The sequence below is a fragment of the Pedobacter antarcticus genome, from assembly GCF_900103515.1.
GTDB lineage: Bacteria > Bacteroidota > Bacteroidia > Sphingobacteriales > Sphingobacteriaceae > Pedobacter > Pedobacter antarcticus.
The window spans coordinates 258,947-283,188 of sequence record NZ_FNGZ01000004.1 but is presented as its reverse complement, the minus strand read 5'-3'; the positions used below and the strand labels follow the sequence as shown (position 1 = coordinate 283,188).

Below are 24,242 nucleotides of genomic sequence, written 5' to 3'. Positions count from 1 at the left end.
AAATTATTAGATAGCTAAACAATTGTCTGAACGATAAAACACGGATGTAGCCTTAAGATAAAACAAACCTGGTGAAATACCCGAGAAGGAAAGTTCTCTGAAGCCTGCATTAATCAGAAAGTCTCTTGCCGGTTGGTATTCCGGACGTTCGGAATCGTCCAGGACGATTACTCCGCTATTGCTTAATGCGCTGACACCATGTATACAACAATTCACACGATCACGGCCATCGACAATAATCAGATCAAACGGGCGGTCAAGAGATGCTGCTTTACGTGCATATTCTCCATCTGGTTTAAGGGCACAGTAAATCAACTCTGCATTTGCAGGTTTAGTGCCTTTTATTTTTTCGAACCAGGCCTGATCATGTTCAACTGAGACCACTTCCTTAACTCTTTTGGCATAAAATAAAGTAGAACTTCCAGATCCGTATTCGAAAATTCGCATTTCAGGAAGTACGCGCGGGGTTATAAAATCAATAAAAGAATACGTTACCCAAGGCAGTGGATCGCCATTGGCAGCTACCGCCTGTTGCTGATCAAAAGCCCTGAACCAGCCAATGCTGGCCAGATAGCCTTTATGCCCGTATGATAACAAGGCTTTCAGCCTGTCCGGGTTAGTGATTAATGTGGCAAATGCCTGAAGTTTATTCAACGTTTAAATATTTTTTGAAATGCGGTAAACAAAAATAATGATTTTAAAAGCATTATGCCCTGAGCCCTTGTTTTAGGAATCAGCAGCAGGTAAAAGGTCGAGACCATGCAAGCTATCAATGTTGCAACGGATGCACCAACACCGCCATATAGCGGTATAAGCCATAAATTTAAAAGAATATTTACAATTGCCCCCATGGCAGTACGCTGAAATGAAATTAACGTAAACCCCTCGGCAAGCAGATATTGTGAACTCGCACTACCCAGGAAAACAAAGATCCCGGACCATATATGTATGGAGAGCATATCTCCGGCACCCTGATACTTATCTGTATATAAAAAATGTATGATATCAGACCCAAAAAAACTCACGATAATAGCAACAGGCAGACTAATAAAGACCAAGAGATCGTAAAGGTTCCTCAGCCGTTTTAGATAACGTTCGGGATCTGTTTTTCTTGCATGAATGATTGCCGGAAATACAGAAGTTACAATAGCAATTGGAATAAAGTACCAGGCTTCACTGATTTTGGCTGCGGCGCTGTAAATCCCCACTTCAACGCTGCCGACTTCTTTTAACATGACCTGATCAATTTTCATATAAATAGAGACCATTACTGCAGACAGGATAAGGGGAAATGACTGTTTCAACAAGCTGTATGCCCGGGTTTTACTAAAGGTCCAGCGCAAAATATTTTCACCTCTGGCCTGATACATGATGATAAGTCCGACGGCCAGCATTACGCTGTCAAAAGTGAGGGCAACGGCAAACCAGATGAGGGGTAAATTCATGTAAACCAGGAATACCTTAATCGCCGCGGATAGAATTACGCAGATATTCTGCACTTTGACGACGTATTTTGACGCAACCTGAGACTGGAAGTAGGAGTCAATTATATTAAACGATTTAAAGAATGATGCGAATGCGAGAATTACGATGATCCAGATTAACGGATCGCCAGGTTGTTCAGAATTGCGATGAAAAAAGAGATAAATACCTGCAGTAATGGGAATAAGCAATGCGTTTATGCTCAGTCGCAACAAGAGAGAAGTCCCCAGGATCTCTTCCTTCCGTTTCGGGTCATTAATAATTTCACGGATAATAAAACTGTCCAGACCGAGTGCGCCGACAGCAGCAATAATAGTTGTAAAGGCATCTGCAAAGCTCAGTTCCCCGAATGCACTTGCACCGAGATACCGTGCAATGATAAAGCCGACGAACATACTCAGGATCTTGCCGAACATTAGCCATCCCGTATTCTTTACATATTTCTGGAATGCAGCTTCATCAAAACCTTTAAGACCGGGTATCTTCATCTGTGCAAAGATGTGAAATTAACTTCTTTTCTCAATCCGTCTAAGTTGTTTCATATGATGCTTCAGGTGGACTACAGTAAATCTCATCCATTGGGTGGCATTCAGAAAACCTAAACGCGGATGTTTAACTTTTAAATTGCTTCCTGCATTCTGGATTACCGGAGCAAATTTTTCGAGCTGTACCAGGAAACTATGCATTAAAACAGAGGCTTCTTCCGGACTGATTTTATGTACCCTGGATTCTAGTCGTTTCGGTACTTTATACCGGGCAGCCGGTGGAAAACTTCCAAAAAAAAGGACAAGCTTAACCGCAAAAGATGTAGGTTTATTGAGCTCACCGTTAGTTTTACAGGACGCTGCGGCCTGAATTGATAAAATACTGGAATCAAATATATGCGAATACACCTCACTGTAAGACCAACCTCCGAAAGCAGGAGTCTGCTGGAAGGCTGCAACCGGAATCTTTTCCAGAAAGCGGTTATAGGTCTGTGTAATTTCTTTCAGTTCATCGAATACCTTGTTGTGCTGCATAGATTGGTTTTGTCGCGTTAGCTGATTATGTTCATCAGATAAACATCAAGATGCTAAAAGAGTTGTATCAGTTCTTCAAGATGATGGATCTGCTTGTTTACATAAGCCGGTTTTTCGAGTTTCATCGGATTAAAGAAAATCGCATCTATGCCGTAAGATTGTGCACCTTTAATATCTGCCTCCAGGCTATCACCGATCATGATACTTTCTTCCTTGGTTGCACCTGCAAGGCTTAATGCATGCTCAAATATGGCCGGGTCTGGCTTGTTTACTCCCACATCTTCCGAAATCACAACATTGGTGAAATAAGGATTCAGCTGGCAAAGATCCATTTTCATTAAGGTAGTTTCCTTGAAGCCATTTGAAATAATGTGTAAAGTATATTTATCCTGCAAGTAACCTAACACATCGAACGATCCATCAAATAAGTGTTTTTTTGTCGGGCTCAACCGTACATAGTCGGCTTCAAATTCATGAGGAACTAATTCCGGCGCAATTCCAAGCTCAACAAATGTTTTATAAAAACGCTCTGACCTTAAAGTCTCTTTAGTGATCTGGCCCAAATGATAGGCAGACCATAAAAGCTGATTATTGTGGGTATATGTTTTTATGAAATCTGTACAGGAGTTTAAACCATACTGATCCAGGCAATAACGGCCATAAAGTTCAGTAAGTGTTTCTTCTGCATTTTTATCAAAATCCCAGATCGTATGATCAAGGTCGAAAAAGATATGTTTTTTCATGAAGTTCTATAGTTTTTTGCCGTAGGCCAGGTCTCCAGCATCTCCCAGTCCGGGAATGATGTAAGATTTGGAATCCAGATCTGCATCAACCGCACCAATCCATAATTTGGCTTCGGGTAGATGTTCTCTTACATAGGCAACGCCTGCGGCACTTGCAATGGCAATTACAAGATGTAATTCTTTAATTTTAAAACGTTTCAGGAGTTCTTTGCAGCAAAGTACCATAGATAAACCTGTAGCCAGCATCGGATCTGCCATGATCAGGGTCTTGCCGGTAAGGTCTGGGGTGGAAACGTAATCGACCATGATCTCAGGTATGCCATTGTCATGCGTTTTCCGGTAGGCAGTGATAAATGCAGAAGGAGCAAGGTCAAAAATCTGGATAAGTCCCTGCTGCATGGGAAGCCCTGCACGGAGAATGGTTGCCAGTACCGGTTGTTCTTTTAATTTTACAGCCGGGGCCATACCAAGCGAAGTCTGTACATTTATCTGCTCATAATCCATTGATTTACTGATTTCCAATGCGAAATAGGCAGCAATTCTCTCCAGATTGTAACGAAAGCGCATTGCGTCTTTCTGTATAGTTTCATCACGAAGTTCAGCTACATATGTATTAGCAATGGAGTTTGTCTTACTCAGTTCAAATATCATGGTGCAAAGTTAGAAAAATCGGCTAATAATTGTGCGTATAGCTGCCTCCCTGCTTTTCCTTTACCGTATTCTGGCAAGGTGTCTTTATGCCAGACCATATAAAAACTGCCTTCTAGTTTTCTGACGTGGTTAATCATAGTTCCCCACTGATCGTGGATTTTATCTTTATCGAATGTTCGGGATTGCTTCAGAATAAGATCATTGACAGGAACCGGATGAATGCGTAAATGTGTCATCTTTTCCAACTGCAGATCATACCAGTAAAAAGGCGTGCAGGTACCTGCGCGAAATCCTGGTTTATTCAGATAACCCATTCTGTAATCCTTCTGCAGGCCATGTTTTATTAAGTGCAGATAACTGTTAGGGAAAACCAGCTGCCTGTCGGTCACACTGTCTACTTCCAGTGCGGGACGATAAAAATACACAGCATTGAGATTGTGCTGGGTATGCTGCCCTACCAGAAAAAGTTGCAGGTTACTAAGCTTTCCTGGTTGTGTCCTCACTTGTTTTTTGAATTTCAGTAAACTTCCGAAATGTGTAAAAACCTGCTTGAACAGATTGAAAGAGGAGCCTGCTGTACTTGGATAAAGGCAAATCAAAGGGGTGATCTCGAATTTCTTTTTGCCAAAATGCAGACCCGGATACTGTTTAAGTAAAATGTTTTTGAGTAACATTGCCCATCCGTCTATAACCGGAAACTCAAGGAGTTTAAGTTTACTCTGCAAACTCTGCTCAGCGGGAAAATTACCATTTTCATCTGCCTCAAACGGTAGGTATTCTTCAAACCGGCTGACAAAATAAAAAGATGCGGCAAAAATATCGAAAGGCAGTATGCCACCCTCCACTGCAAAGGGGACTATCATATCGCCATAAATGGACGTGCGGATCGTAGGAGGCTTTATACTGTGTCCCAGCAGGAATTCATCCTGTTTGAAAAAGAGTTCATCTTTGACCGGTCTGCTTGCATAGGAAATTTTAGGCAGGTCCGATTCGTTATACTCCTGCAGGTTAGAACTGAAGCCAACCTGTGTATGAAGTATGTCAGTGAAAATAAAGTTAAAAATATACTTTATTCTGGGTGTAAGCAGCGGGACATATACCAATAGCTTCATGGCCAATAAATTTAGGATATAATCACGACATATCAATACATCAATATTCCTTATCTTTGAATACCTATGAAATTTCAACTGACTTCTGAGTACAAACCGACAGGCGATCAGCCCGGTGCCATAGAACAGCTGGTAACCGGAGTTCGCAATAATGAACACTATCAGACCTTACTGGGAGTAACCGGTTCAGGAAAGACTTTTACAGTGGCAAATGTGATTGAACAGACTCAGAAACCGACTCTGATTCTCAGTCATAATAAAACGCTGGCTGCTCAGCTTTATGGCGAGTTCAAGCAGTTTTTTCCGGAAAACCAGGTCAATTATTTCGTTTCCTACTATGACTATTATCAGCCGGAGGCTTATATGCCGAGCAGTAATACGTATATCGAAAAGGATTTGAGTATTAACGAAGAAATTGAGAAATTACGTTTACGTACAACATCGGCTTTAATGTCCGGAAGAAGGGATATCATAGTTGTATCTTCCATTTCCTGTATTTATGGTATGGGAAATCCGGAAGACTTTTCCCGCTCTGTATTCCGTTTCGCTGTAGGTACGCGAATTTCCAGAAACTCATTTTTGCATAGCCTTGTTGAGATTCTATACGCAAGAACAATCAATGATTTTAAACGCGGTACGTTCCGTGTAAAAGGCGATACAGTCGATATTTTTCCGGCCTATCTGGATACGGCATACCGGGTTTCGTTTTTTGGTGACGATATAGAAGAATTGAGTGTCATCGATCCCGTTACCGGAAAAACGTTGGAGAAACTGGAAGATATGGCTGTCTATCCGGCCAACCTTTTTGTAACGCCGAAAGACCGGTTTGCTTCTTCGATCTGGGGAATTCAGCAGGAATTAGAGGTGAGGAAAAACCAACTGATCGAAGACAGGCAGTTACTGGAGGCGAAGAGACTCGAGGAGCGGGTGAATTTTGATGTGGAGATGATGAAAGAACTTGGTTACTGTTCAGGTATTGAGAATTATTCCAGATTTTTTGACGGCAGATCACCTGGGATGCGTCCTTTCTGCTTACTGGATTACTTCCCTGATGATTACCTGATGGTTATAGATGAAAGTCATGTGACCGTGCCGCAGATCCGCGCAATGTACGGTGGAGACCGGTCCAGAAAGATGTCTCTGGTAGAATATGGTTTCCGTTTGCCTTCTGCACTGGATAATCGTCCACTGAATTTTGAGGAGTTTGAACGTTTGGCTCCGCAGACCATATATGTCAGTGCCACTCCTGCAGACTATGAACTGCAGAAATCTGACGGTATTGTAGTAGAACAGGTTATTCGTCCTACAGGATTGCTGGATCCACTGATTGAAGTAAGACCGGCAGTTAATCAGGTTGACGATTTGCTGGATGAAATTGATAAAACTATTAAGATGGGTGACCGCGTGCTGGTCACTACGTTAACCAAGCGCATGGCAGAAGAGCTAACCAAATATATGGACAGGCTTAATATCAAGTGCAGATATATTCACTCCGAGGTAAAAACCCTGGAAAGGGTGGAGATTTTGAGAGGGTTAAGACTTGGTGAATTTGATGTGCTGATTGGGATTAACCTGCTGCGGGAAGGTCTGGATCTTCCGGAAGTTTCCTTTGTTGCTATTCTGGATGCAGATAAAGAAGGTTTTCTGCGTTCCGAACGCTCCCTGATTCAAACTATTGGACGTGCGGCAAGAAACGACAGGGGTCGTGTAATTTTGTATGCCGATAAAATCACGGATTCCATGGCTGTTACTATGGATGAAACCAGTAGAAGAAGAGAAAAGCAAATGGCTTATAACCTCGCAAACGGAATTACTCCTAAAACGGTTGGGAAAAGCAGGGAAGCAATTCTCGAGCAAACTTCTGTGCTTGATTTTTCTGCGAATGCGGAAAGGAAAAAGGCTTACGTTGAAGTCGACCAGGCAAGTATGGTTGCGGACCCCATCGTGCAGTATATGACGCAGGCTGAGATGCAGAAGTCAATTGATAAAACACGAAAAGATATGGCTAAAGCAGCCAAAGATATGGACTTCCTGATGGCTGCCCGCCTCAGGGATGAAATGTTCGCAATGGAGAAAGTTTTTGCGGACAGATTCGGGGCGCAAACAACAAAAAAGATTAAATTATAAGATGGACGGAAAAAACAGAGCAGATATTTATCCTGGACTGGAAGTGGAAATAATATTAAAAAAAGATCAGCGTACCGGCAAGTTAACCAGGGGTATAGTGGCAAATCTGCTGACCTCATCACCTTATCATTCCAGAGGGATTAAGGTTCGTTTGGAAGACGGGCAAGTCGGTCGCGTTGCCGAGATTGTGGAAGATTAGGCTTCAAATTGTAATTCTTGTGCAAGAATTGGACGTTATTTGTAATAATCAGCACAGGTTTCTGTCTATATTTGAAAGAGCCTGTTTAAATTTATAGGTGAAGATGTTTAAGGCCGGTACCAACGGCTTTCTCTTCACGATTTATAAAGCCGCAACAGTTCTTTGAACTGAGCTGGCAGGAGCTAATCTTTTGCTATATAGACAGAAGAAAATTTTAAAGTAAAAAACAAATGGGATTATTGAAATTTCTTTTTATCACTATACTGATCCTGTGGGTAATACGCATTCTTTTAAGATTGATATTCCCGCTACTGATCAGAAATATATTTGGAAAAATGCAGCAGCAGCAGAGTGGTTACACCGGTCAGCAGCAACAGCAGCAACGCCGCCCTTCTAAACCAGAAGGTCAGATATCTATCGACTATGTACCACCACAGCCAAAGCAGGGAAACGCAGATAAACTGGGTGATTTTGTCGATTACGAAGAACTGAAATAAAGTATTTCTGCCGAATGCATAAATTTCCTTTCTAATCTGTATCAATTTTATATTTTTGGGATTAGTTTAAATTAAACAAGCCTTAATGAATAATTGGTTAAAAAGGAATGGCATACACCTGGCCATCTGTGCGTTTTTTGTAATTTTATGTTTCGTTTATTTCAGTCCTGTTCTTCAGGGAAAGGCTCCTGCACAAGGTGATGTGCTGCAGGCAAAAGCCATGCAGAAAGAGATAATGGATTACAAAGCCAAAGACGGCAAAGGTCCGTTATGGACCAATCAGATGTTCGGCGGAATGCCTGCGTACCAGATCTGGGTTCAATATCCACTAAACTTAACAACTTACGGGATCTCAATAATTAAGGATATATTACCTGATCCCGTCGGAACAGTGCTGGTTTATCTTTTGGGCGCCTATCTGCTATTCTGTGTAATGAAAATAAATCCCTGGCTCGCTGCAGCCGGTGCGATTGCTTTTGCATTCACCTCCTACAACTTTATTATTATTGCTGCGGGGCATAGTAACAAGGCCCTTGCTATAGGTCTTTTTGCACCGATTCTTGCAGGTATTATTCTCACTTTCAGAGGCAAGTATCTGATGGGTGCGTCACTTACGGCACTTTTTTTAGCATTAAATCTGCGTGCGAACCACGTTCAGATGACCTATTATTTCCTCCTGGCTTTGCTAATTTATGTCGGAATTGAAATCTATCACGCAGTAAAAGCCAATAAAACGAAAGAACTAACCAAAGTGTTGTCTTACCTCGGATTAGCTATTGTACTTTCCGTTATGGTTAATGCAAGTAATCTCTGGACTACTTACGAGTACGGTAAAGAAACTATACGTGGTAAATCAAACCTTACTGCAGACTCGTACGAGCCAGATAACGGCTTACCAAAAGATTATGCCTATCAGTGGAGCCAGGGTGTAGGTGAATCTTTGACGTTTCTGATTCCTGATTTATATGGAGGGGGTAATGAACGTCTGGATGCTAATTCCAATGTGGCTAAAGAACTGGCCAAAGTAGGCGCTACACCTGAGCAGGCTGCGGGTTTCGCACAGCAATTGCCCGTTTACTGGGGCGAGAAACCATTTACCGCAGGGCCTTATTACTTCGGAGCAATTATTTGTATGCTTTTTATATTCGGCCTTTTTATCGTAAAGAGCAGAATGAAATGGTGGATTTTATCGACTACGATCTTGTTCCTTCTCCTCTCTTTTGGTAAAAACTTCCCGTTTATATCAGATATATTTTTCGACTATGTGCCGCTGTATAACAAGTTCAGGGCTGTTGAGTCCATTCTCGCAGTTATTGGGCTTTTGTTCCCAATACTGGCTTTACTTGCAGTTAAAGAAGCGCAGGAAGGGCAATATGATAAAGCATATATACTGAAAAAGTTATATTGGTCTTTCGGAATTACGGGTGGCTTTGCGCTGATTGTTGCGGTGGTCCCTACGTTATTTTTCAGCTTTAAAACATCATCTCATCAGCAGTTTCTGGATGCACTTGCACAGAACTTCGGCAATGACAGGAATATCGCTTTGGCGATTGGAAATGCATTGGTAGACGATCGCGCTGCATTTGCACGCGCAGACGCTATGCGTACTTTATTGTTCTTGATTATTGGTTTCGGATTAATCTGGGCATTAATTACAGATAAGATGAAGAAGGAAGCCGTGTTCGGTCTACTGGCTTTTGTTACGTTGATTGATATGTGGCAGGTAGATAAAAGATATCTGAATAATACAAATTTCGTTTCTAAAGCGAGTTTAAATAATCATTATCAGCCAAGGGATGTCGATACTTTCATTATGGCCGACAAGGATCCCGATTTCCGGGTTTATGACGCCTCAATCCCAACCTTCACTAATGCAGATGCATCCTATTTCCATAAAACAGTTGGTGGTGCACATTCGGCCCGTTTAAAACGTATTCAGGAATTAATCGACCACCAGTTCACGAAAAGTGTAAATCAAGACGTGCTGGATATGTTGAATACCAAATATATTATTACTCAGGATCGCCAGACAGGCGCCTATAAAATGCAGCGTAACGCTACAGCTGCTGGTAATGCCTGGTTTGTAGATCGCGTTCAGTTTGTTAAAAATGCAGATGAGGAAATGAAAGCTGTCAGCAGTTTTGATCCTAAAAAAGAAGCGATTGTAGACGTCGCCTTTAAAGACAGACTTGATACCGCACGTGCTGGTGTTCCTGGAAATTCTGCCTTGATTAAACTGGATAGCTATCATCCTGATCATATGGTGTACTCTTACAGTGCGCCTAGAGATGTTGTTGCTGTATTCTCAGAAGTATATTATGATAAGGGCTGGAAAATGCTGGTAGATGGTGTCGAAAAGCCTTATTTCAGAGCTGACTATATCTTGCGTGCTGCGCAACTGCCTGCAGGAAATCATAAAGTAGAATTTGTCTTCCATCCAACTTCTTATTATCTGGGTGAAAAAATATCACTTGCCGGATCTTTGATCCTGCTTGCAGGTTTAGGCTTTGCATTCTACACAGATCAGAAGAAGAAAAAAGCTTAAGACATTCCCTTTTAGAAAGGCCGGGAATTTGCGGCGACTTTTATAATAAATAGAAACTAGATTTTAAAGCAGTAACGATTCGTTACTGCTTTTTTTTTGAACTGAGCTGAGACAAATTCCTGATTTTGTTTTGATTTGGGAGTACATTGAAAGGGTATTGATACGGTGTTGAGTCGGTATTGATACGGTAAAATGGTAAATCAACACCGTATCAATACCCTTTCAATACCGACTTAATACCGCGTCAGTATTCAGCAATGTTAACAAGTTCGTATGATCATCTCTATTTAACATTCACTTAACCTGCCAAACTGATCTTTGTATAAGTTAATATGTGTTAGTGTATAATCCTAATTATCGTAAACGGATGATATCTAAAAGAGTAGTCGAAATTGTCGTGATCTCCGATGTTCATCTGGGTACTTATGGTTGCCAGGCCAGAGAGTTGCTCAGGTATCTGAAAAGTATCAAGCCGAAGATGATTATTTTGAATGGCGATATCATTGATATCTGGCAGTTCAGTAAAAGGTACTGGCCGGAGACGCATATGAAGGTGGTACGAAAGCTAATGAAATTTGTTGTGGAAGGTGTTCCGGTGTATTACCTGACGGGTAATCACGACGAGATGCTGCGCAAATTTGCGGGGATGAATATGGGTAGTTTTCACCTGGAAAATAAGCTCGTGCTGGAATTAGACGGGAAGAAAGTCTGGTTCTTTCACGGCGATATTTTTGATGTCACTATGCAGCATTCTAAATGGCTTGCAAAATTGGGCGCCATAGGCTATGACAGTCTAATTTTGTTAAACAGCAGTGTGAACTGGTTTCTTAAATTAATGGGAAAGGAAAAAATGAGCTTCTCAAAAAAAATTAAGGCGAAGTTTAAAGATGCGGTTAAGTTTATCAATAGTTTTGAACAGACAGCTGCAGAGGTTGCAGTAGAAGAAGGCTATCAGTATGTGGTCTGCGGACATATCCATCAACCGGAGATGAAGCAGGTGAAAACAGATGGGGGGCAGGTTGTTTACTTGAACAGCGGCGATTGGGTGGAAAACATGACCGCTCTGGAGTATCAGGACGGGGCCTGGAGTATTTTCAGGTATGAGCAGCATGACTTCGGACAAGATGAGCAGGAAGAAGGTTTACTGTCTGATAGTGAAGATCTGCGCAGTAAACTAGATATAGGTCTTTTGCTGCAAAAGATGAAAGTAGGCTGAGATGAAGATACTCTATGCTATACAGGGAACAGGAAACGGTCATATAAGCCGGGCCAGGGAAATTATCCCTGTTTTACAGCAGTATGGTGAGGTGAATCTTTTAATCAGCGGCACACAGGCCGATGTGAAATTAACTCAACCTGTGCGGCATCAGCTTCACGGCTTTAGTTTTATTTTCGGAAAAAAGGGTGGCGTTGATCATTATGCGACATGGAGGCAGATGAACCTTCCGCGCCTGGTTAAAGACATGCGTAGTATCCCACTTAAGGATTATGATCTTGTGCTGAACGATTTTGAGCCGGTGACAGCCTGGGCATGCAGATTGAAGGGCATTACTAGTGTGGCTTTAAGCCATCAGGCTTCTTTCTTTTCACCACTTGTTCCAAAAGCGACGGGCGCAGGCTGGGAAAAAATGATCCTCAAATATTATGCACCAGCCACCAGGCACATTGGGTTCCATTTCGAGCCCTACGATGACTTTATTCATACGCCTGTGATCCGAAAGGCAATCAGAGAGCTCAAAATAACCAACGCAGGACATTATACAGTTTACTTACCAGCAATGGATGAGAAGCATCTGTTACCCTTACTGCATCAGTTTTCAGATCAGCAGTGGCATGTGTTTTCTAAACACAGCCGTCAGGAGTATGTTAGTGCTAACGTGTGGGTGCGACCCGTTCATCATGATCAGTTTAATGCGAGTCTGGCTTCTGCTGCCGGACTGCTGACCGGAGGCGGGTTCGAAGGGCCATCTGAAGCATTGTTTCTAGGTAAAAAACTCTTGGTTATTCCAATGAAATCCCAGTATGAACAGCATTGTAATGCTTTTGCACTCGAGAAAATGGGTTTTCCTGTGATCTGGCCCGGTCAAAAGAAATGGGAGGGAATTATACGCTCGTGGCTTGCTATGCCGGAAGGCCGGTGTTATAATTTTCCAGATGAAACATCGGTTGTGATTGACAAACTTGTCAGTTCTTTTGCCAGATAAATTTCTTTACTTTGCCAATCTATCAATGGCATGATCAATCAATTCAAAACTTTAAACCCCATAAACCTGTTGCTGCTTTTTGCATATACATTTTTTATGCGGATTGCTTTTTTAATAAACCCACCGCCAAGGCTGAACTTCGAGTTTTTGGAATCGTACACTAAATTTATGATTCAGATTCCGCTGGGCAGTTCGATGTCTGTGACTGGAAATATCATGCTCGCCGGCGTTTTAATCTATATTCAGGCGATTTATTTTAACCGGATTGTCAACAATCATCAACTTCTTGCGAAACCAAGTTTCTTACCTGCATTGCTTTACATTACAGGTGCAAGTTTATTCGATCCATTTCTGATCCTGAGCCCTGTTCTGATCTGCAATTTTTTGCTGATTCTTGTGATGGATAAATTGCTTAAAATCGGAAAAGCGCCGAATGCAATTATGCTCATGTTTGATGTTGGATTGTTTATCGCATTAGGGACACTGATCTATTTTCCTTTTGTGATGATGTTGCTCCTGATCTGGCTGAGTTTATTGTTGTACAGAAGTTTCAACTGGAGAGAATGGATCTCCGGACTCGTCGGTTTTCTCAGTATAACGTTCTTTCTGGCCGTATTTTACTATTGGAATGACAGTTTGAATATGTTTTATCAAATCTGGCTACCATTAAAAAATAAGTTCCCTTCGGTGTTTACAATCCACTATAATGATTATCTGGTTCTCCTTCCGGTGGTTATCATGATGGTTCTTGCCCTCATTCAGCTGAGAGAAAACTTTTTTAGAAGTTTTATTAGTACAAGAAAGGCTTTTCAGATGCTTTTCTTCATGTTTCTGATTGCAATTTTAAGCTGCTACACGAAATCTAACTTTAAACTTTATCATTTCCTTTTATGTGTTCCTCCAGGTGCAGTTTTGCTCGCTTATTATTTTTCTAATGCTACAAAACGCTGGTTCTATGAAAGTTTGTTCCTGATACTCGTTATTGCGATCCAATTCTTTTTGTTTGTTTAACCTTTTTTAACAATTTGATACCTTGAAACTTGGTAAAGATTAATAGCTTTGTAAAATGAAGTTTGGAGTTGTCAATTTCCCGGAGCAGGTTACGTTCATACAGGCTAATGCATAATCTGGTTATTGATATAGGCAACACTAATACTAAATTAGCTGTTTTTAAAGGTAAACTGCTGGTTTTTTTTCAAAGCGTTCCCGAACTGAATAAGGCCACTCTGGCAAGTTTTATAAAGGAACAAGGCGTAGAATATGCTGCGCTTTCGAGTGTGAAACCTGAAGATCCTGAATTGATCTCGGTTTTAAAAGCCAATACGAAATATTTGCCTTTTTCGACCCGGCTGAATACCGGTGTCCAAAACCATTACCAGACCCTGTCAACGCTGGGTCAGGACAGGTGGGCTAAAATTATAGCTGTTCATCAGGGTTTTCCGGGGCAGAATTGCCTGGTTATAGATGCAGGAACCTGTATAACCTATGATCTGCTCGACGATCAGGAAAGATATTTTGGAGGAAGTATCAGTTTAGGCGTGCAAATGCGCTTCCAGGCTCTTCACCATTTTACCGGTAAATTGCCTCTGGTGGGCTGGGACAGGGAAGTTCAGCGTATTCCCGATGGGATTAGTACCGATACTGCTATTACCAATGGCGTATTACAAGGAGTAGTAAATGAAGTAGAGGGTTTTATTGCCCTGCATAATAATAAATATAAAAACCTGAAGGTTGTGATTACAGGAGGAGATGCCGCATTTTTGCTTGATCAGTTAAAAAACAGCAATTATGCCTCTCAAATTAGTCATGATCCTTATCTGGTATTAAAAGGATTAAACGAAGTCATTGCATTCGAATATGTACAAAAAGATTAATTATATCACTGCAGTTTTAGTTCTGCTGGCCAGCATTTCTGTAAATGCACAAATTACTAGTCAGTCACCTTACTCAAGGTTTGGAATTGGTAATCTTATGGGTTCTCCGCTTCCGCAGTTTCGGGCTATGGGAGGAGTATCTACGGCTATCAATAAACCAACAGGCTACAACAATATTAACGTACAGAATCCAGCGTCTTATGGTGGAATCCGTTTAACAACAATTGATGTGGGGCTTGCAGGAAGTATTGTTAACCTGTCCAGGGGGTCTGATAAAAGCAGTTCTTTTAACGGAACCCTGAGCCATTTGACGATTGCAATGCCAATTACTAAAAAGTCGGCAATGAGTTTTGGTGTAATGCCTTATTCTCAGGTAGGTTATGATTTTGCAGAAAAAGGTACAATTTCCAGTGGTTCTAATACTGGAAATCCCGCTACTCAAAATGTGTCTAATATCTATACAGGTGAGGGTGGTTTAACAAAAGCTTATATAGGTTATGGTTACCAGATAGGCGATCATTTACGTATCGGAGGTAATGTTGAGTACCTTTTCGGAAATATTATTCAGGACAGAAGAGTTGAGTTTGAAGATCCTGTAGCTATGGCTACCCGTCTGAGAAATGAAAATAGTATCGGAGGAGTTAACTTCTCTTATGGTATTCAGTATGATATCAAATTAAATTCAAAAACATCACTGAACTTCGGGTATTCCGGCTCATCGGCAAATGATATTAATTCAACCCGCAGCTATGTTGCTTCGAAATACAGGATAGGCAGCGAAACTGATGGAACTGGAAACACGACTGTAGAGTCAATTGATTCTTTAAAATCGGGAAAGTCAAGCCTGAGAGTGCCTTTAACGCATAATTTTGGTATTGCCTTACAACGCGATAATAAATGGGTTATAGGTGCTGATTTCAGGATGGGTAGCTGGTCTAAATTTAGCTTAAACAAGGTTAATCAGGGATTAGAAGATAGTTACGGTGTATCGGTCGGTGGCCAGATTACTCCAGATATTACCTCCATTAATAGTTATTTCAAAAGAGTCGATTACCGTTTTGGCTTGAGCTATGATAAATCTTATATTAAACTTGCCGATAAAGATGTGAAAGAAATGGCACTGAGTTTCGGTCTGGGATTACCTTTGGCAAACGCGCTGACAACAAGAGCGTTCTATAAAGTGAATTTTACAACTGAGATCGGTAAACGTGGCACAATGCAGGCAAATGCATTGCAGGAAAACTTTATCAATCTGCGCCTTGGATTCACTCTTAACGATATGTGGTTCAGAAGATTTAAATTTGACTAATGCAAACTGCCGGTATACTTTTCCGATTGGCTATACTGTGCATGATCCCGCTTTTTTTAAGTTCCTGCAATGAAGACGACTTAAAAAAAGCGGCTAAAATATCCGCAAAAAAAGTTACGCTCACCAGAGACCGATCCCTGCGCGTAGACATTACATTTAGTGATTCTGCCGTTGTTAAAGCTAAAGGCTATGCGCCTGTACTGGATCAGGTTAACCCTTCTGAAGGAAGTAAATATCAGGAGATGCCGGGAGGAGTTAAAATAACATTCTTCGATCCGCTGCAGAAAGTTACTGGTACAATCACTTCTGATTATGCTATCCGTAAAGAGACAGAAGGGATTACTGTTTTCAAAAAGAATGTCGTAGTAGTTCGTGAAGATCTGACCTTTAACACGGAAGAGCTCACCTGGGACGAACGCAAAAAAAAATACTTCTCTCCACGTGGAATTGTGACCAGACCAGACGGTACAATTCTCAACGCTGTTAATTTCAGTGCACCCGAAGATTTCAGCTCTGTAGATTTCGAACAAGGCTCAGGGGAGACCTTTGTTAAGGGCGATCTGACTCCATAATAGTTAGATTACATAAACCCTATTCCCTTAATTTTTAAATACTTATTCAAATACATTTTATTGTTTTCTTTTTTTGGCAAAAGTTGTATCTTGCGCGCTCTTAAAAAAAATATAAATAATAGATATTATGGGTTTTATGACATTTTTGCGGAATCGCATGGGCATCATCTTAGTTGGCACCATCGGTTTTGCAATTGTTGCATTTTTAGTCGGTGATGCAATTAACGTAGGTAAGCCATTTTGGGCTGCTTCTCAAAAAGTTGTCGGAACTGTGGATGGTGAAGATATCAACATTGACGATTTCGGCCCTAAAGTAGATCAGAATTTACAGCAGTTTAAACAACAATACGGCGGTAGTGCCAATCCTCAAATGACAGCTATGGCTGTTGACAATGCGTGGAATGGTGAACTTGCTACGATCTTGCTTTCAAAAGAATACCAGCGTTTAGGACTGGATATTTCCGGTGATGAATTATTTGATCTTTATCAGGGTAAAAATCCCAGCCCGCTTATCGTTCAGTATTTCGGTAATCCTCAGACAGGACAGGTAGATCGTGCCGCTGTTATTAACTCTTTAAAGCAACAATCATCTAACCCGCAGTTAAAACAACAATGGGATTTGCTGGAAGCTGAAATTGAGAAACAGGCTTTACAGCAGAAATATGCTAATCTGGTTAAAAATTCAATTTATGTAACCACTCTGGAAGCTAGCGATGAATATATCAACAGAAATAAACTGGCAGATTTCAGCTATGTAAATCTTGAATATGCGAGTATCCCGGATGCTGCTGTGAAACCTACAGATGCAGACTATTCAGCTTATTATAACGATAACAAAAAGAAATTTGATAATCCTGCAGAAACACGTTCATTTGAATATGTAGCTTTCAGCGTAAATCCTACTAAGGAAGATTCAGCAGCAGTAAAAACTCAGGTAGAGAAATTGGCTGCAGATTTCAGAGCATCTAAAACAGATTCATTGTTTTCAGCAATCAATTCAGATGTTAAAGTTCCATATACTTATATCACTAAAGGACAATTGGACCCACAAGTTGATTCGGCAGTATTTTCACTTCCTGCAGGTTCATTTTACGGGCCGGTATTCTCTGGAAGTTCTTATAAAATGGCTAAAATACAAGATGTGCGTTTTTCACCAGATTCGGTAAAAGCCAGCCATATTCTGCTAGACGCAGCAAAATTGGGTGGTGTCGATCAGGCGGTAAAAATGGCTGACTCTTTGAAAACATTAATTCAGAAAGGTGCCGACTTTGCAGCATTAGCTAAAATCTATAGTGTAGATGGTTCGAAAGATAAAGGTGGTGAATTGGGTACTTTCTCCAGAGGTATGATGGTTCCTGAATTTGAGAATGCAGCATTTAATGGCCAGGTAGGTGATCTTAAAGTTGTTACCTCACAGTTTGGTGTACACCTTTTGAAAATTGAAAAACAAATCGGATCTTCTAAAGTAGCTAAGATCGCTTACATAGAAAAAAACCTTACACCAAGCAGCAGAACAAAAGATCAGGCTTATAAAAAAGCATCGGCTTTCCTGAATGCAGTTAAAGACGATAACTTCAGTGCTGAAGCAAAGAAACAAGGATATACAGTTAGTGTGGCTGAAAGAATTACAGGTAGCCAGGGTTATGCTCCGGGACTTGATAATCCGCGTCAGTTAATCCGTGATGGATTTGCAGCAAAAAAAGGCGATGTGTTAACTGAAGTGTACCAAATGGATAATGCGTTTGTTGTAGCACATGTTACTGACGTTAAGCCAAAAGGAGTTCTTCCATTGGAATCTATTAAAAAAGATATCGAACCATTGGTTATCAATGCCGTTAAAGCGAAGATGCTGAAAGATAAATTAGCTAAGGCTGCTCAAGGCGCTGCCAACCTGAATCAGGTTGCACAGAAGGTCGGAAGAACTGTTACACCAGTGCAGAATATTGTATTCTCAAACCCTGTAATTCCAGGAGCTGCTCAGGAAAACAAACTGGTAGGAACTGTATTTGGTTCACCGGTAAACAAAATTTCTAAACCAATAGATGGGGAGCATGGTGTTTATGTATTTACCGTAAATGGTTTTGCAAATCCTGCACCAATGGGTAATACGTTTAAACAGAAAGAAATGATGCTGCAAGCATTGGGACAACGTACTTTAGGTGCGGCTTTCCAGGCTCTGCAAGATAAAAGCGAGATAAAAGACAATAGGGTGAAATTCTATTAATCTTATTTTACGTAATTTTGAAACCGGGAGCTGATGCTTCCGGTTTTTTTTATTTAATAATGTTATGGAAATTCAGGAAAATATAGTCAACAAAGTTGCTGCCAGTGGATTAATTACGCTGAACCTGGAATCATATTATGACCAGGGAGAAAGAATAATCTACGATATAAAAGATAACCTGTTTCACGGTTTAATGTTACGTGAAAAGGATTTCAGAGAGTTTATTAAGACACATGAGTGGGAAAGCTATGCCGGCAAAAACGTCGCAGTGATCTGCAGTGCAGACGCGATTGTACCTACCTGGGCGTATATGCTGCTCGCTACAAAACTGAAACCTTATGCAAACGAGGTAGTTTTTGGTAATCTGGAAACACTGGAAGCCGTATTATTTACCAGGGCTCTTGCAAAAATCGATCTGGAATCTTTCAGGGACGAACGTATTGTAATCAAAGGTTGTGCTGACGTCACCGTTCCGGTTGCTGCCTATGTGGAGATTACAAACCTGCTTACGCCGGTTGTTAAAAGCATAATGTATGGTGAACCTTGTTCTACCGTACCTGTGTTCAAACGAAAGGCCTGATGATTTTGGATTACTTTTTGTTTTACAGGGGTATGAGAAAAATTACCATGCTTTCCTTTTTCGTTTTGTCATCCTTTTGCGGATTCTCTCAGGAACTTCCTTTAAAGAGTGAACCTGTGTTTCAGGCGGGGGAGGAGCTGGAGTACAAATTGCGCTATGGTTTCATTACAGCCGCAGAAGCAACGATTAAGGTTTTAAATTCAGATATGAAGTTTGACAATCAGCCGGTATATAATCTGGTTGTAGATGCAAAAACTTCAGGAACATTTGATGTGTTTTACAAAATAAGGGATCATTACGATTCCTATATAGATAAAAAGACACTGACTCCATATTTCTATCAGGAAAATATCAGGGAGGCGTCTTATAAGAGACAGGATAAAGCCAGGTTTACTCAGGGAAGTAAAAAGGTAGTAAGTAACCGGGGTACGTTTACAGCGCCAACAAATCAGACATTTGATCTCGTTTCAGCCTATTATTTTGCCCGTAGTCTCGACATATCGGGTTTGAAAATAGGAGATGAATTTAAACTGAATTACTTTTTGGGCGATAAGATCAGTAGCCTTACGGTTAAATATGTTGGCAAAGAAGTAGTTAAAAGTAAACTGGGGAAGATCAGATGTCTGAAGTTCAGTCCAAGCATCCAGCCAGGAAGAATCTTTAGAAAAGACAGCGCATTATATCTCTGGATCACAGATGATGGCAACAGAGTCCCTGTAAAGGCACAGGTTGAGATCTTAGTCGGTGCTGTTACAATGGAAATTAAATCGGCCAAAGGTTTAAAATATCCTTTAGTCCAAGAAAAATAAATCATGATAGAAGTACAGAACACTCTGGTTCACGAAGATGTTATCCGCGAAAACTTTGTGTGTAATTTAAATAAATGTAAAGGTATCTGCTGCGTAGAAGGAGATTCCGGTGCACCATTGGAACATGCAGAGACAGCTATTCTGGAAGAAATTTACCCGAAAATTAAGCACCTGCTTGCGCCAAAAGGCATAGCGGCGATAGAGGAATACGGAACATCGGTGATAGATTCTGATGGAGATCTGACCACCCCATGTGTAGATGGAAATAAAGAGTGTGCGTATGTAACGTTTGAAAACGGAATTACCAAGTGTGCAATTGAAAAGGCTCATGAACAAGGTATTGTAGATTGGCAGAAACCGATTTCCTGTCACCTATACCCTATTCGGGTAACCAGCTATCCGGAGTTTGATGTTTTAAATTATGACCGTTGGCATATTTGTTCCGATGCTTGTGTATTCGGGCGTGAGCTTAAAGTACCAGTATATACGTTTCTGAAAGGACCGCTGATCAGAAAATATGGAGAGGAATGGTATGCTGAACTCGAAAATAGTGTATCTTCAAATCTATAACCAAAACTAAGACGTCTTGAAAGGAATTATTTTAGCAGGAGGGAGCGGTACGCGATTACACCCCCTAACATTAGTCATGAGTAAGCAGATGATGCCTGTTTACGATAAACCCATGATTTATTATCCATTATCAACCTTAATGCTGGCTGGGATTAAAGAGATATTAATTATTTCTACCCCTCACGATCTACCTAATTTTGAAAAATTATTGGGAGACGGAAGTGCTTTGGGATGCAAATTCAGTTATGCTGTGCAGCAGGAACCAAATGGACTTGCGCAGGCCTTTGTAATTGGAGCTGACTTTATCGGGACCGACAAAGTTGCACTGGTACTGGGTGACAATATTTTTTATGGAGACGGGATGGCCAGATTGCTGCAGTCCAGTAGTGATCCCGAAGGCGGAGTCGTTTTTGCTTACCGCGTTTCAGATCCAGAGAGATATGGAGTAGTTGAGTTTGATGCGCATAAAAATGCAATTTCAATCGAAGAGAAACCAGCCGTTCCAAAATCAGATTATGCAGTACCCGGTTTATATTTTTATGATAATAGCGTAGTAGAAATTGCTAAGAACATAAAGCCGTCACCACGCGGAGAATATGAGATTACAGATGTAAATAAAGTATATCTGGAACAGGGTAAATTGAAGGTAGGCGTTTTGAGCCGTGGAACAGCCTGGCTGGATACCGGTACATTTGCATCTTTGATGCAGGCCGGGCAATTTGTACAGGTGATCGAAGAAAGACAGGGCCTGAAGATCGGATGTATAGAAGAAGTAGCTTACAGAATGGGCTTTATCAGTAAAGAGCAATTAATCGCTATTGCTACACCGCTTGTGAAAAGTGGTTATGGCGCTTATCTGCTGAAACAAGTCAAATAAAATATAGATAACTCTCCTGTTCAACTTACATGCAGGAGTCAAATCGTAACTTAACAAAAAGAGAGGGACACATCAGTTATCCCTCTCTTTTTGTTTTTGCTAAATAGCTTTGGTTGCTTCTTTTAACCAGGCTGCTTCGGCAGGGTTTAGACCCGGGCTTAGTTTCTCATAAACAAGCTCATGGTAACTGTTTAACCATTCTATCTGTGCTTTTTCCAGTAATTCCATTTGTAATATTCCGGTATGGATAGGGGCAAGAGTTAACGTTTCAAATGCAAGGAAATCATTAAATTCATTCTTCTCAGCCGGGATGGTATATACCAGGTTTTCAATTCTGATTCCGTGTCTGCCCGGACGATAAACACCAGGTTCAATAGAAGTAATCATCCCTGGCTCTACAGCTACTGCATTTGCGGCAGGGTTAAAAACCTGTGGACCTTCATGCACGTTCAGGAAATATCCAACACCATGACCTGTTCCGTGGCCATAGTTGATTCCGTGCTCCCAAAGCGGTCTTCTTGAGACAGCATCAACCTGGTATCCATTAGTACCTGCAGGAAACTTCAATCTGCAGCCTTCGATCATACCTTTCAGTACCAGCGTATAATCTTTTTTCTCTTCTGCGGTCGTTTCGCCGAGAGGTATCGTGCGTGTAATATCAGTCGTACCGTAGAAATATTGGCCTCCTGAATCCACCAGATACAGACCTTTGTTTAAAAGGGGCACATTGCTCTCTTCAGAAGCACCGTAATGCGGTAATGCAGCATGAGCAGCATAGGCGCTGATTGTGTTAAAACTATCGCCCGCATAGGCGGGGTCAGCAGCACGGTATGCTCCGAGTTTGGCCGCTGCCGACAATTCCGTGATCGTCGTTTTGCCAATGTTTTCTTCCAGCCAGATCAGGAATCTCGTGATTGCAATACCATCTTTGCGCATGGCTTCACGTGTATTCTGAACTTCTGTTTCATTTTTAACCGCTTTTAATACTGTAGACGGGTTGGTTGCGCGTTTTATTTTAACCGACTCAGGTAATAATTTGAGGTAGGCATAGCAATTTCTTTTTGGATCAAGGAGGATTTTACTTCCGGCAGGAATATGACTGATAGAACGTTCAATTTCGGTATAAGCGAGAACCTCAGTTCCACTTTTCAGCAACTCAATCTTATCCTCTTCTGTCAATTTATCGGGTTGGATAAATATAGTCGCATGATCCTGGCTGATGAGTGCAAAACTCAGTACAACCGGGTTATAATTCACATCTTTTCCACGGATGTTGAATAACCAGGCCATATCATCAAGGGAAGAAACCAGGTGAAAATCGGTGCCTGCCTGCTCCATTGCTAAGCGGACTGCGGTCAATTTCTCCTTCACAGTTTTTCCCGCTGCTTCCGCGCTGATTAAATAAGCCGGTTCAACAGGCAATTCAGGACGGTTCTGCCAGATCGGGCTGATATAGTCTTTATGGCTCAAATGAAGGTCGGCCAGACCAATTTCTGTAGTTATTAATTCACCCAGAAGAATAGATAATAATTTCTCATCTGCAGCTACAGTAGCACCTGCAGGTAATGTATCCTTTAACCATTGAATATATTCTGGCGCATGTTGCACTTTTTGTTTAACCAATTCAAATCCACTACCACTAAGTTGTTCAGTAGCCTGTTCAAAATAGCGGAAATCTGTCCATAAACCTGCGAAATCGGCAGTGATAACCAAAGTACCGGCAGATCCGTGAAAACCAGAAAGATAGGGGATACATTCATAATGTTTGGGAAGGTATTCACTGATATGCGGATCGGCAGAAGGAATAATATAGGCGCCCACCTGGTCGGCCTTCATCTGTTTACGTATTTCGCTTAATTTTTCCTGATATGTCATATACAAATGTTCTGGTATGTATGTAAAAGACCAAATTTAAATAATTAATTGACACCTCCGAGACATAGCTCCTGCGAGTTTTTTAATTCCTTACTATTTTATTTCGTTTTTTCTCCCTGATCTGTTATATTACGCCCAATGAATTATGCCATTACTGGTCCTGAGTGTTGTTTGCCCTACTCAGGAAAAGTAATGGTTTTTTAATTACCTTTGGGGTCGAGAAGAAGATTATGGGACTGAAAATGCGAATCACGTACAAAGACACAGATTATGTGTACGAGATTATAAATGGCGCCGGAATAACAAAGGATACGGCCGAGCTTAAAATATTATTAAACGGAAAAACTGTTACGTTGCATAAGAATACAAATAAAGTATGGATGCAGGAAGAAGGCGAGTTTGCAATTGAGCCCGAACTGGCACAGGCTTTAGGCCGCTCTGTATCTTTACGTTACCGGATGTAGTTTTACGTTATGGATGCCCCGGAAATCAGCCCAGCAGATTTTTTATTGATCAAGGATAATCCCTCTTATCTTGTGATTGACGTAAGGGAGCCAGGTGAAATGCCGGAAGCGAAAGGATTCCCTTTCGTTAAAATTCCCCTTTCAGAATTGCAACGGTCCATCCCATTCCTGCTGCAGAATCAGGTTATTTTATTCTGTCATGCCGGGGTACGCAGTTTAATTGCCGCGGAAATCTTGAAAGAAGCCTATCCGAATAAATCTTTCTTTAGTTTAAAAGGCGGAATTCTTCGTCTTCCATCTTTATAGTAAGCTTACTCATGCCCGGCCATCTTTAAAGCTGCCTCAAGTATTTCGTCCCGGCCGGAACTTATGCCTTGTATCGTCAGATTTACAATTACATCAGGAATAATTCCTTTAAGATGATGTTGGCTTCCATCATTACAAGATAACTATTGGTGTCTTACTCAGATTTTTTTCGAAATGATTTAACAGTTTTTAACCTTAGCGCA

General features: G+C 41.1%; 24 protein-coding genes. 17 read left to right on the top strand and 7 right to left on the bottom strand.

Features of this window, described 5'->3' with window-relative positions:
* Positions 1-6: 6 nt before the first annotated feature.
* The 6 genes from BLR53_RS11115 to BLR53_RS11090 are packed head-to-tail and all read right to left on the bottom strand — an operon-like array spanning position 7 to position 5,007.
* A complete protein-coding gene (locus tag BLR53_RS11115; protein WP_074589668.1) occupies positions 7-654 on the bottom strand; it encodes a class I SAM-dependent methyltransferase in 648 nt (215 codons plus the stop codon).
* Positions 651-1,970, bottom strand: coding sequence for a flippase (locus BLR53_RS11110; RefSeq protein ID WP_037441892.1), 1,320 nt, complete (start codon positions 1,968-1,970; stop codon positions 651-653). The genes BLR53_RS11115 and BLR53_RS11110 overlap by 4 nt, the downstream gene beginning before the upstream one ends.
* Before the next feature lie 18 nt (positions 1,971-1,988).
* The gene (locus BLR53_RS11105) at positions 1,989-2,501 is read right to left on the bottom strand and encodes a DinB family protein (protein WP_074589666.1); all 513 of its coding nucleotides are present in this window, start codon (positions 2,499-2,501) and stop codon (positions 1,989-1,991) included.
* Between the two features lie 53 nt (positions 2,502-2,554).
* The gene (locus tag BLR53_RS11100; protein ID WP_037441885.1) at positions 2,555-3,244 is read right to left on the bottom strand and encodes a YjjG family noncanonical pyrimidine nucleotidase; all 690 of its coding nucleotides are present in this window, start codon (positions 3,242-3,244) and stop codon (positions 2,555-2,557) included.
* Between the two features lie 6 nt (positions 3,245-3,250).
* Positions 3,251-3,895, bottom strand: coding sequence for a uracil phosphoribosyltransferase (upp, locus tag BLR53_RS11095; RefSeq protein WP_074589663.1), 645 nt, complete (start codon positions 3,893-3,895; stop codon positions 3,251-3,253).
* Entirely contained in the window at positions 3,892-5,007 is a 1,116-nt protein-coding gene (locus tag BLR53_RS11090) for a DUF7033 domain-containing protein (RefSeq protein ID WP_074589661.1), read from the bottom strand. Before BLR53_RS11090 ends, upp begins: the two co-directional genes overlap by 4 nt.
* A gap of 66 nt (positions 5,008-5,073) precedes the next feature.
* On the opposite strand from BLR53_RS11090, the gene uvrB reads away from it, so the two are divergent.
* From uvrB to rfbA, 15 genes are all read left to right on the top strand, one after another.
* On the top strand, positions 5,074-7,134 hold the full coding sequence (gene uvrB / locus BLR53_RS11085) for an excinuclease ABC subunit UvrB (RefSeq protein WP_037441878.1): 2,061 nt from the start codon (positions 5,074-5,076) through the stop codon (positions 7,132-7,134).
* A gap of 1 nt (position 7,135) precedes the next feature.
* Positions 7,136-7,333 (top strand): YwbE family protein, encoded by a 198-nt coding sequence (locus BLR53_RS11080; protein WP_037441876.1) that lies wholly within the window; start codon positions 7,136-7,138, stop codon positions 7,331-7,333.
* A gap of 230 nt (positions 7,334-7,563) precedes the next feature.
* A complete protein-coding gene (locus BLR53_RS11075; protein ID WP_037441875.1) occupies positions 7,564-7,830 on the top strand; it encodes a DUF4834 family protein in 267 nt (88 codons plus the stop codon).
* Positions 7,831-7,915: 85 nt separating this feature from the next.
* Entirely contained in the window at positions 7,916-10,375 is a 2,460-nt protein-coding gene (locus BLR53_RS11070; protein WP_074589658.1) for a hypothetical protein, read from the top strand.
* Between the two features lie 370 nt (positions 10,376-10,745).
* On the top strand, positions 10,746-11,591 hold the full coding sequence (locus tag BLR53_RS11065) for a UDP-2,3-diacylglucosamine diphosphatase (RefSeq protein ID WP_037442067.1): 846 nt from the start codon (positions 10,746-10,748) through the stop codon (positions 11,589-11,591).
* 1 nt (position 11,592) lies between these two features.
* Complete coding sequence (locus BLR53_RS11060; RefSeq protein ID WP_074589656.1) at positions 11,593-12,579, top strand: glycosyltransferase family protein; 987 nt, start codon at positions 11,593-11,595, stop codon at positions 12,577-12,579.
* A gap of 168 nt (positions 12,580-12,747) precedes the next feature.
* The gene (locus BLR53_RS11055) at positions 12,748-13,590 is read left to right on the top strand and encodes a DUF6427 family protein (protein ID WP_234797551.1); all 843 of its coding nucleotides are present in this window, start codon (positions 12,748-12,750) and stop codon (positions 13,588-13,590) included.
* 107 nt (positions 13,591-13,697) lie between these two features.
* The gene (locus BLR53_RS11050; protein WP_037441866.1) at positions 13,698-14,453 is read left to right on the top strand and encodes a type III pantothenate kinase; all 756 of its coding nucleotides are present in this window, start codon (positions 13,698-13,700) and stop codon (positions 14,451-14,453) included.
* The gene (bamG, locus tag BLR53_RS11045; protein WP_037441865.1) at positions 14,437-15,762 is read left to right on the top strand and encodes a BamG family beta-barrel-assembly machinery protein; all 1,326 of its coding nucleotides are present in this window, start codon (positions 14,437-14,439) and stop codon (positions 15,760-15,762) included. Before BLR53_RS11050 ends, bamG begins: the two co-directional genes overlap by 17 nt.
* Before the next feature lie 26 nt (positions 15,763-15,788).
* Complete coding sequence (locus BLR53_RS11040) at positions 15,789-16,334, top strand: LptA/OstA family protein (protein WP_244889488.1); 546 nt, start codon at positions 15,789-15,791, stop codon at positions 16,332-16,334.
* A 127-nt stretch (positions 16,335-16,461) separates the two neighbouring features.
* The gene (locus tag BLR53_RS11035; protein WP_074589651.1) at positions 16,462-18,558 is read left to right on the top strand and encodes a peptidylprolyl isomerase; all 2,097 of its coding nucleotides are present in this window, start codon (positions 16,462-16,464) and stop codon (positions 18,556-18,558) included.
* 64 nt (positions 18,559-18,622) lie between these two features.
* On the top strand, positions 18,623-19,138 hold the full coding sequence (locus tag BLR53_RS11030) for a DUF2480 family protein (RefSeq protein ID WP_074589647.1): 516 nt from the start codon (positions 18,623-18,625) through the stop codon (positions 19,136-19,138).
* A gap of 32 nt (positions 19,139-19,170) precedes the next feature.
* Positions 19,171-19,947 (top strand): DUF3108 domain-containing protein, encoded by a 777-nt coding sequence (locus tag BLR53_RS11025; protein WP_074589642.1) that lies wholly within the window; start codon positions 19,171-19,173, stop codon positions 19,945-19,947.
* A gap of 3 nt (positions 19,948-19,950) precedes the next feature.
* A complete protein-coding gene (locus BLR53_RS11020) occupies positions 19,951-20,517 on the top strand; it encodes a DUF3109 family protein (RefSeq protein ID WP_037441860.1) in 567 nt (188 codons plus the stop codon).
* Positions 20,518-20,533: 16 nt separating this feature from the next.
* Entirely contained in the window at positions 20,534-21,394 is an 861-nt protein-coding gene (rfbA, locus tag BLR53_RS11015) for a glucose-1-phosphate thymidylyltransferase RfbA (RefSeq protein WP_074589638.1), read from the top strand.
* Between the two features lie 99 nt (positions 21,395-21,493).
* On the opposite strand, the gene BLR53_RS11010 is transcribed toward rfbA, so the two are convergent.
* Positions 21,494-23,269, bottom strand: coding sequence for an aminopeptidase P family protein (locus BLR53_RS11010; protein ID WP_074589633.1), 1,776 nt, complete (start codon positions 23,267-23,269; stop codon positions 21,494-21,496).
* A 164-nt stretch (positions 23,270-23,433) separates the two neighbouring features.
* On the opposite strand from BLR53_RS11010, the gene BLR53_RS11005 reads away from it, so the two are divergent.
* Positions 23,434-23,733: a hypothetical protein gene (locus BLR53_RS11005; RefSeq protein ID WP_234797553.1), complete on the top strand. Its 300-nt coding sequence runs from the start codon at positions 23,434-23,436 to the stop codon at positions 23,731-23,733.
* A gap of 9 nt (positions 23,734-23,742) precedes the next feature.
* Positions 23,743-24,039 (top strand): rhodanese-like domain-containing protein, encoded by a 297-nt coding sequence (locus BLR53_RS11000; RefSeq protein WP_037441849.1) that lies wholly within the window; start codon positions 23,743-23,745, stop codon positions 24,037-24,039.
* Positions 24,040-24,242: the final 203 nt, after the last annotated feature.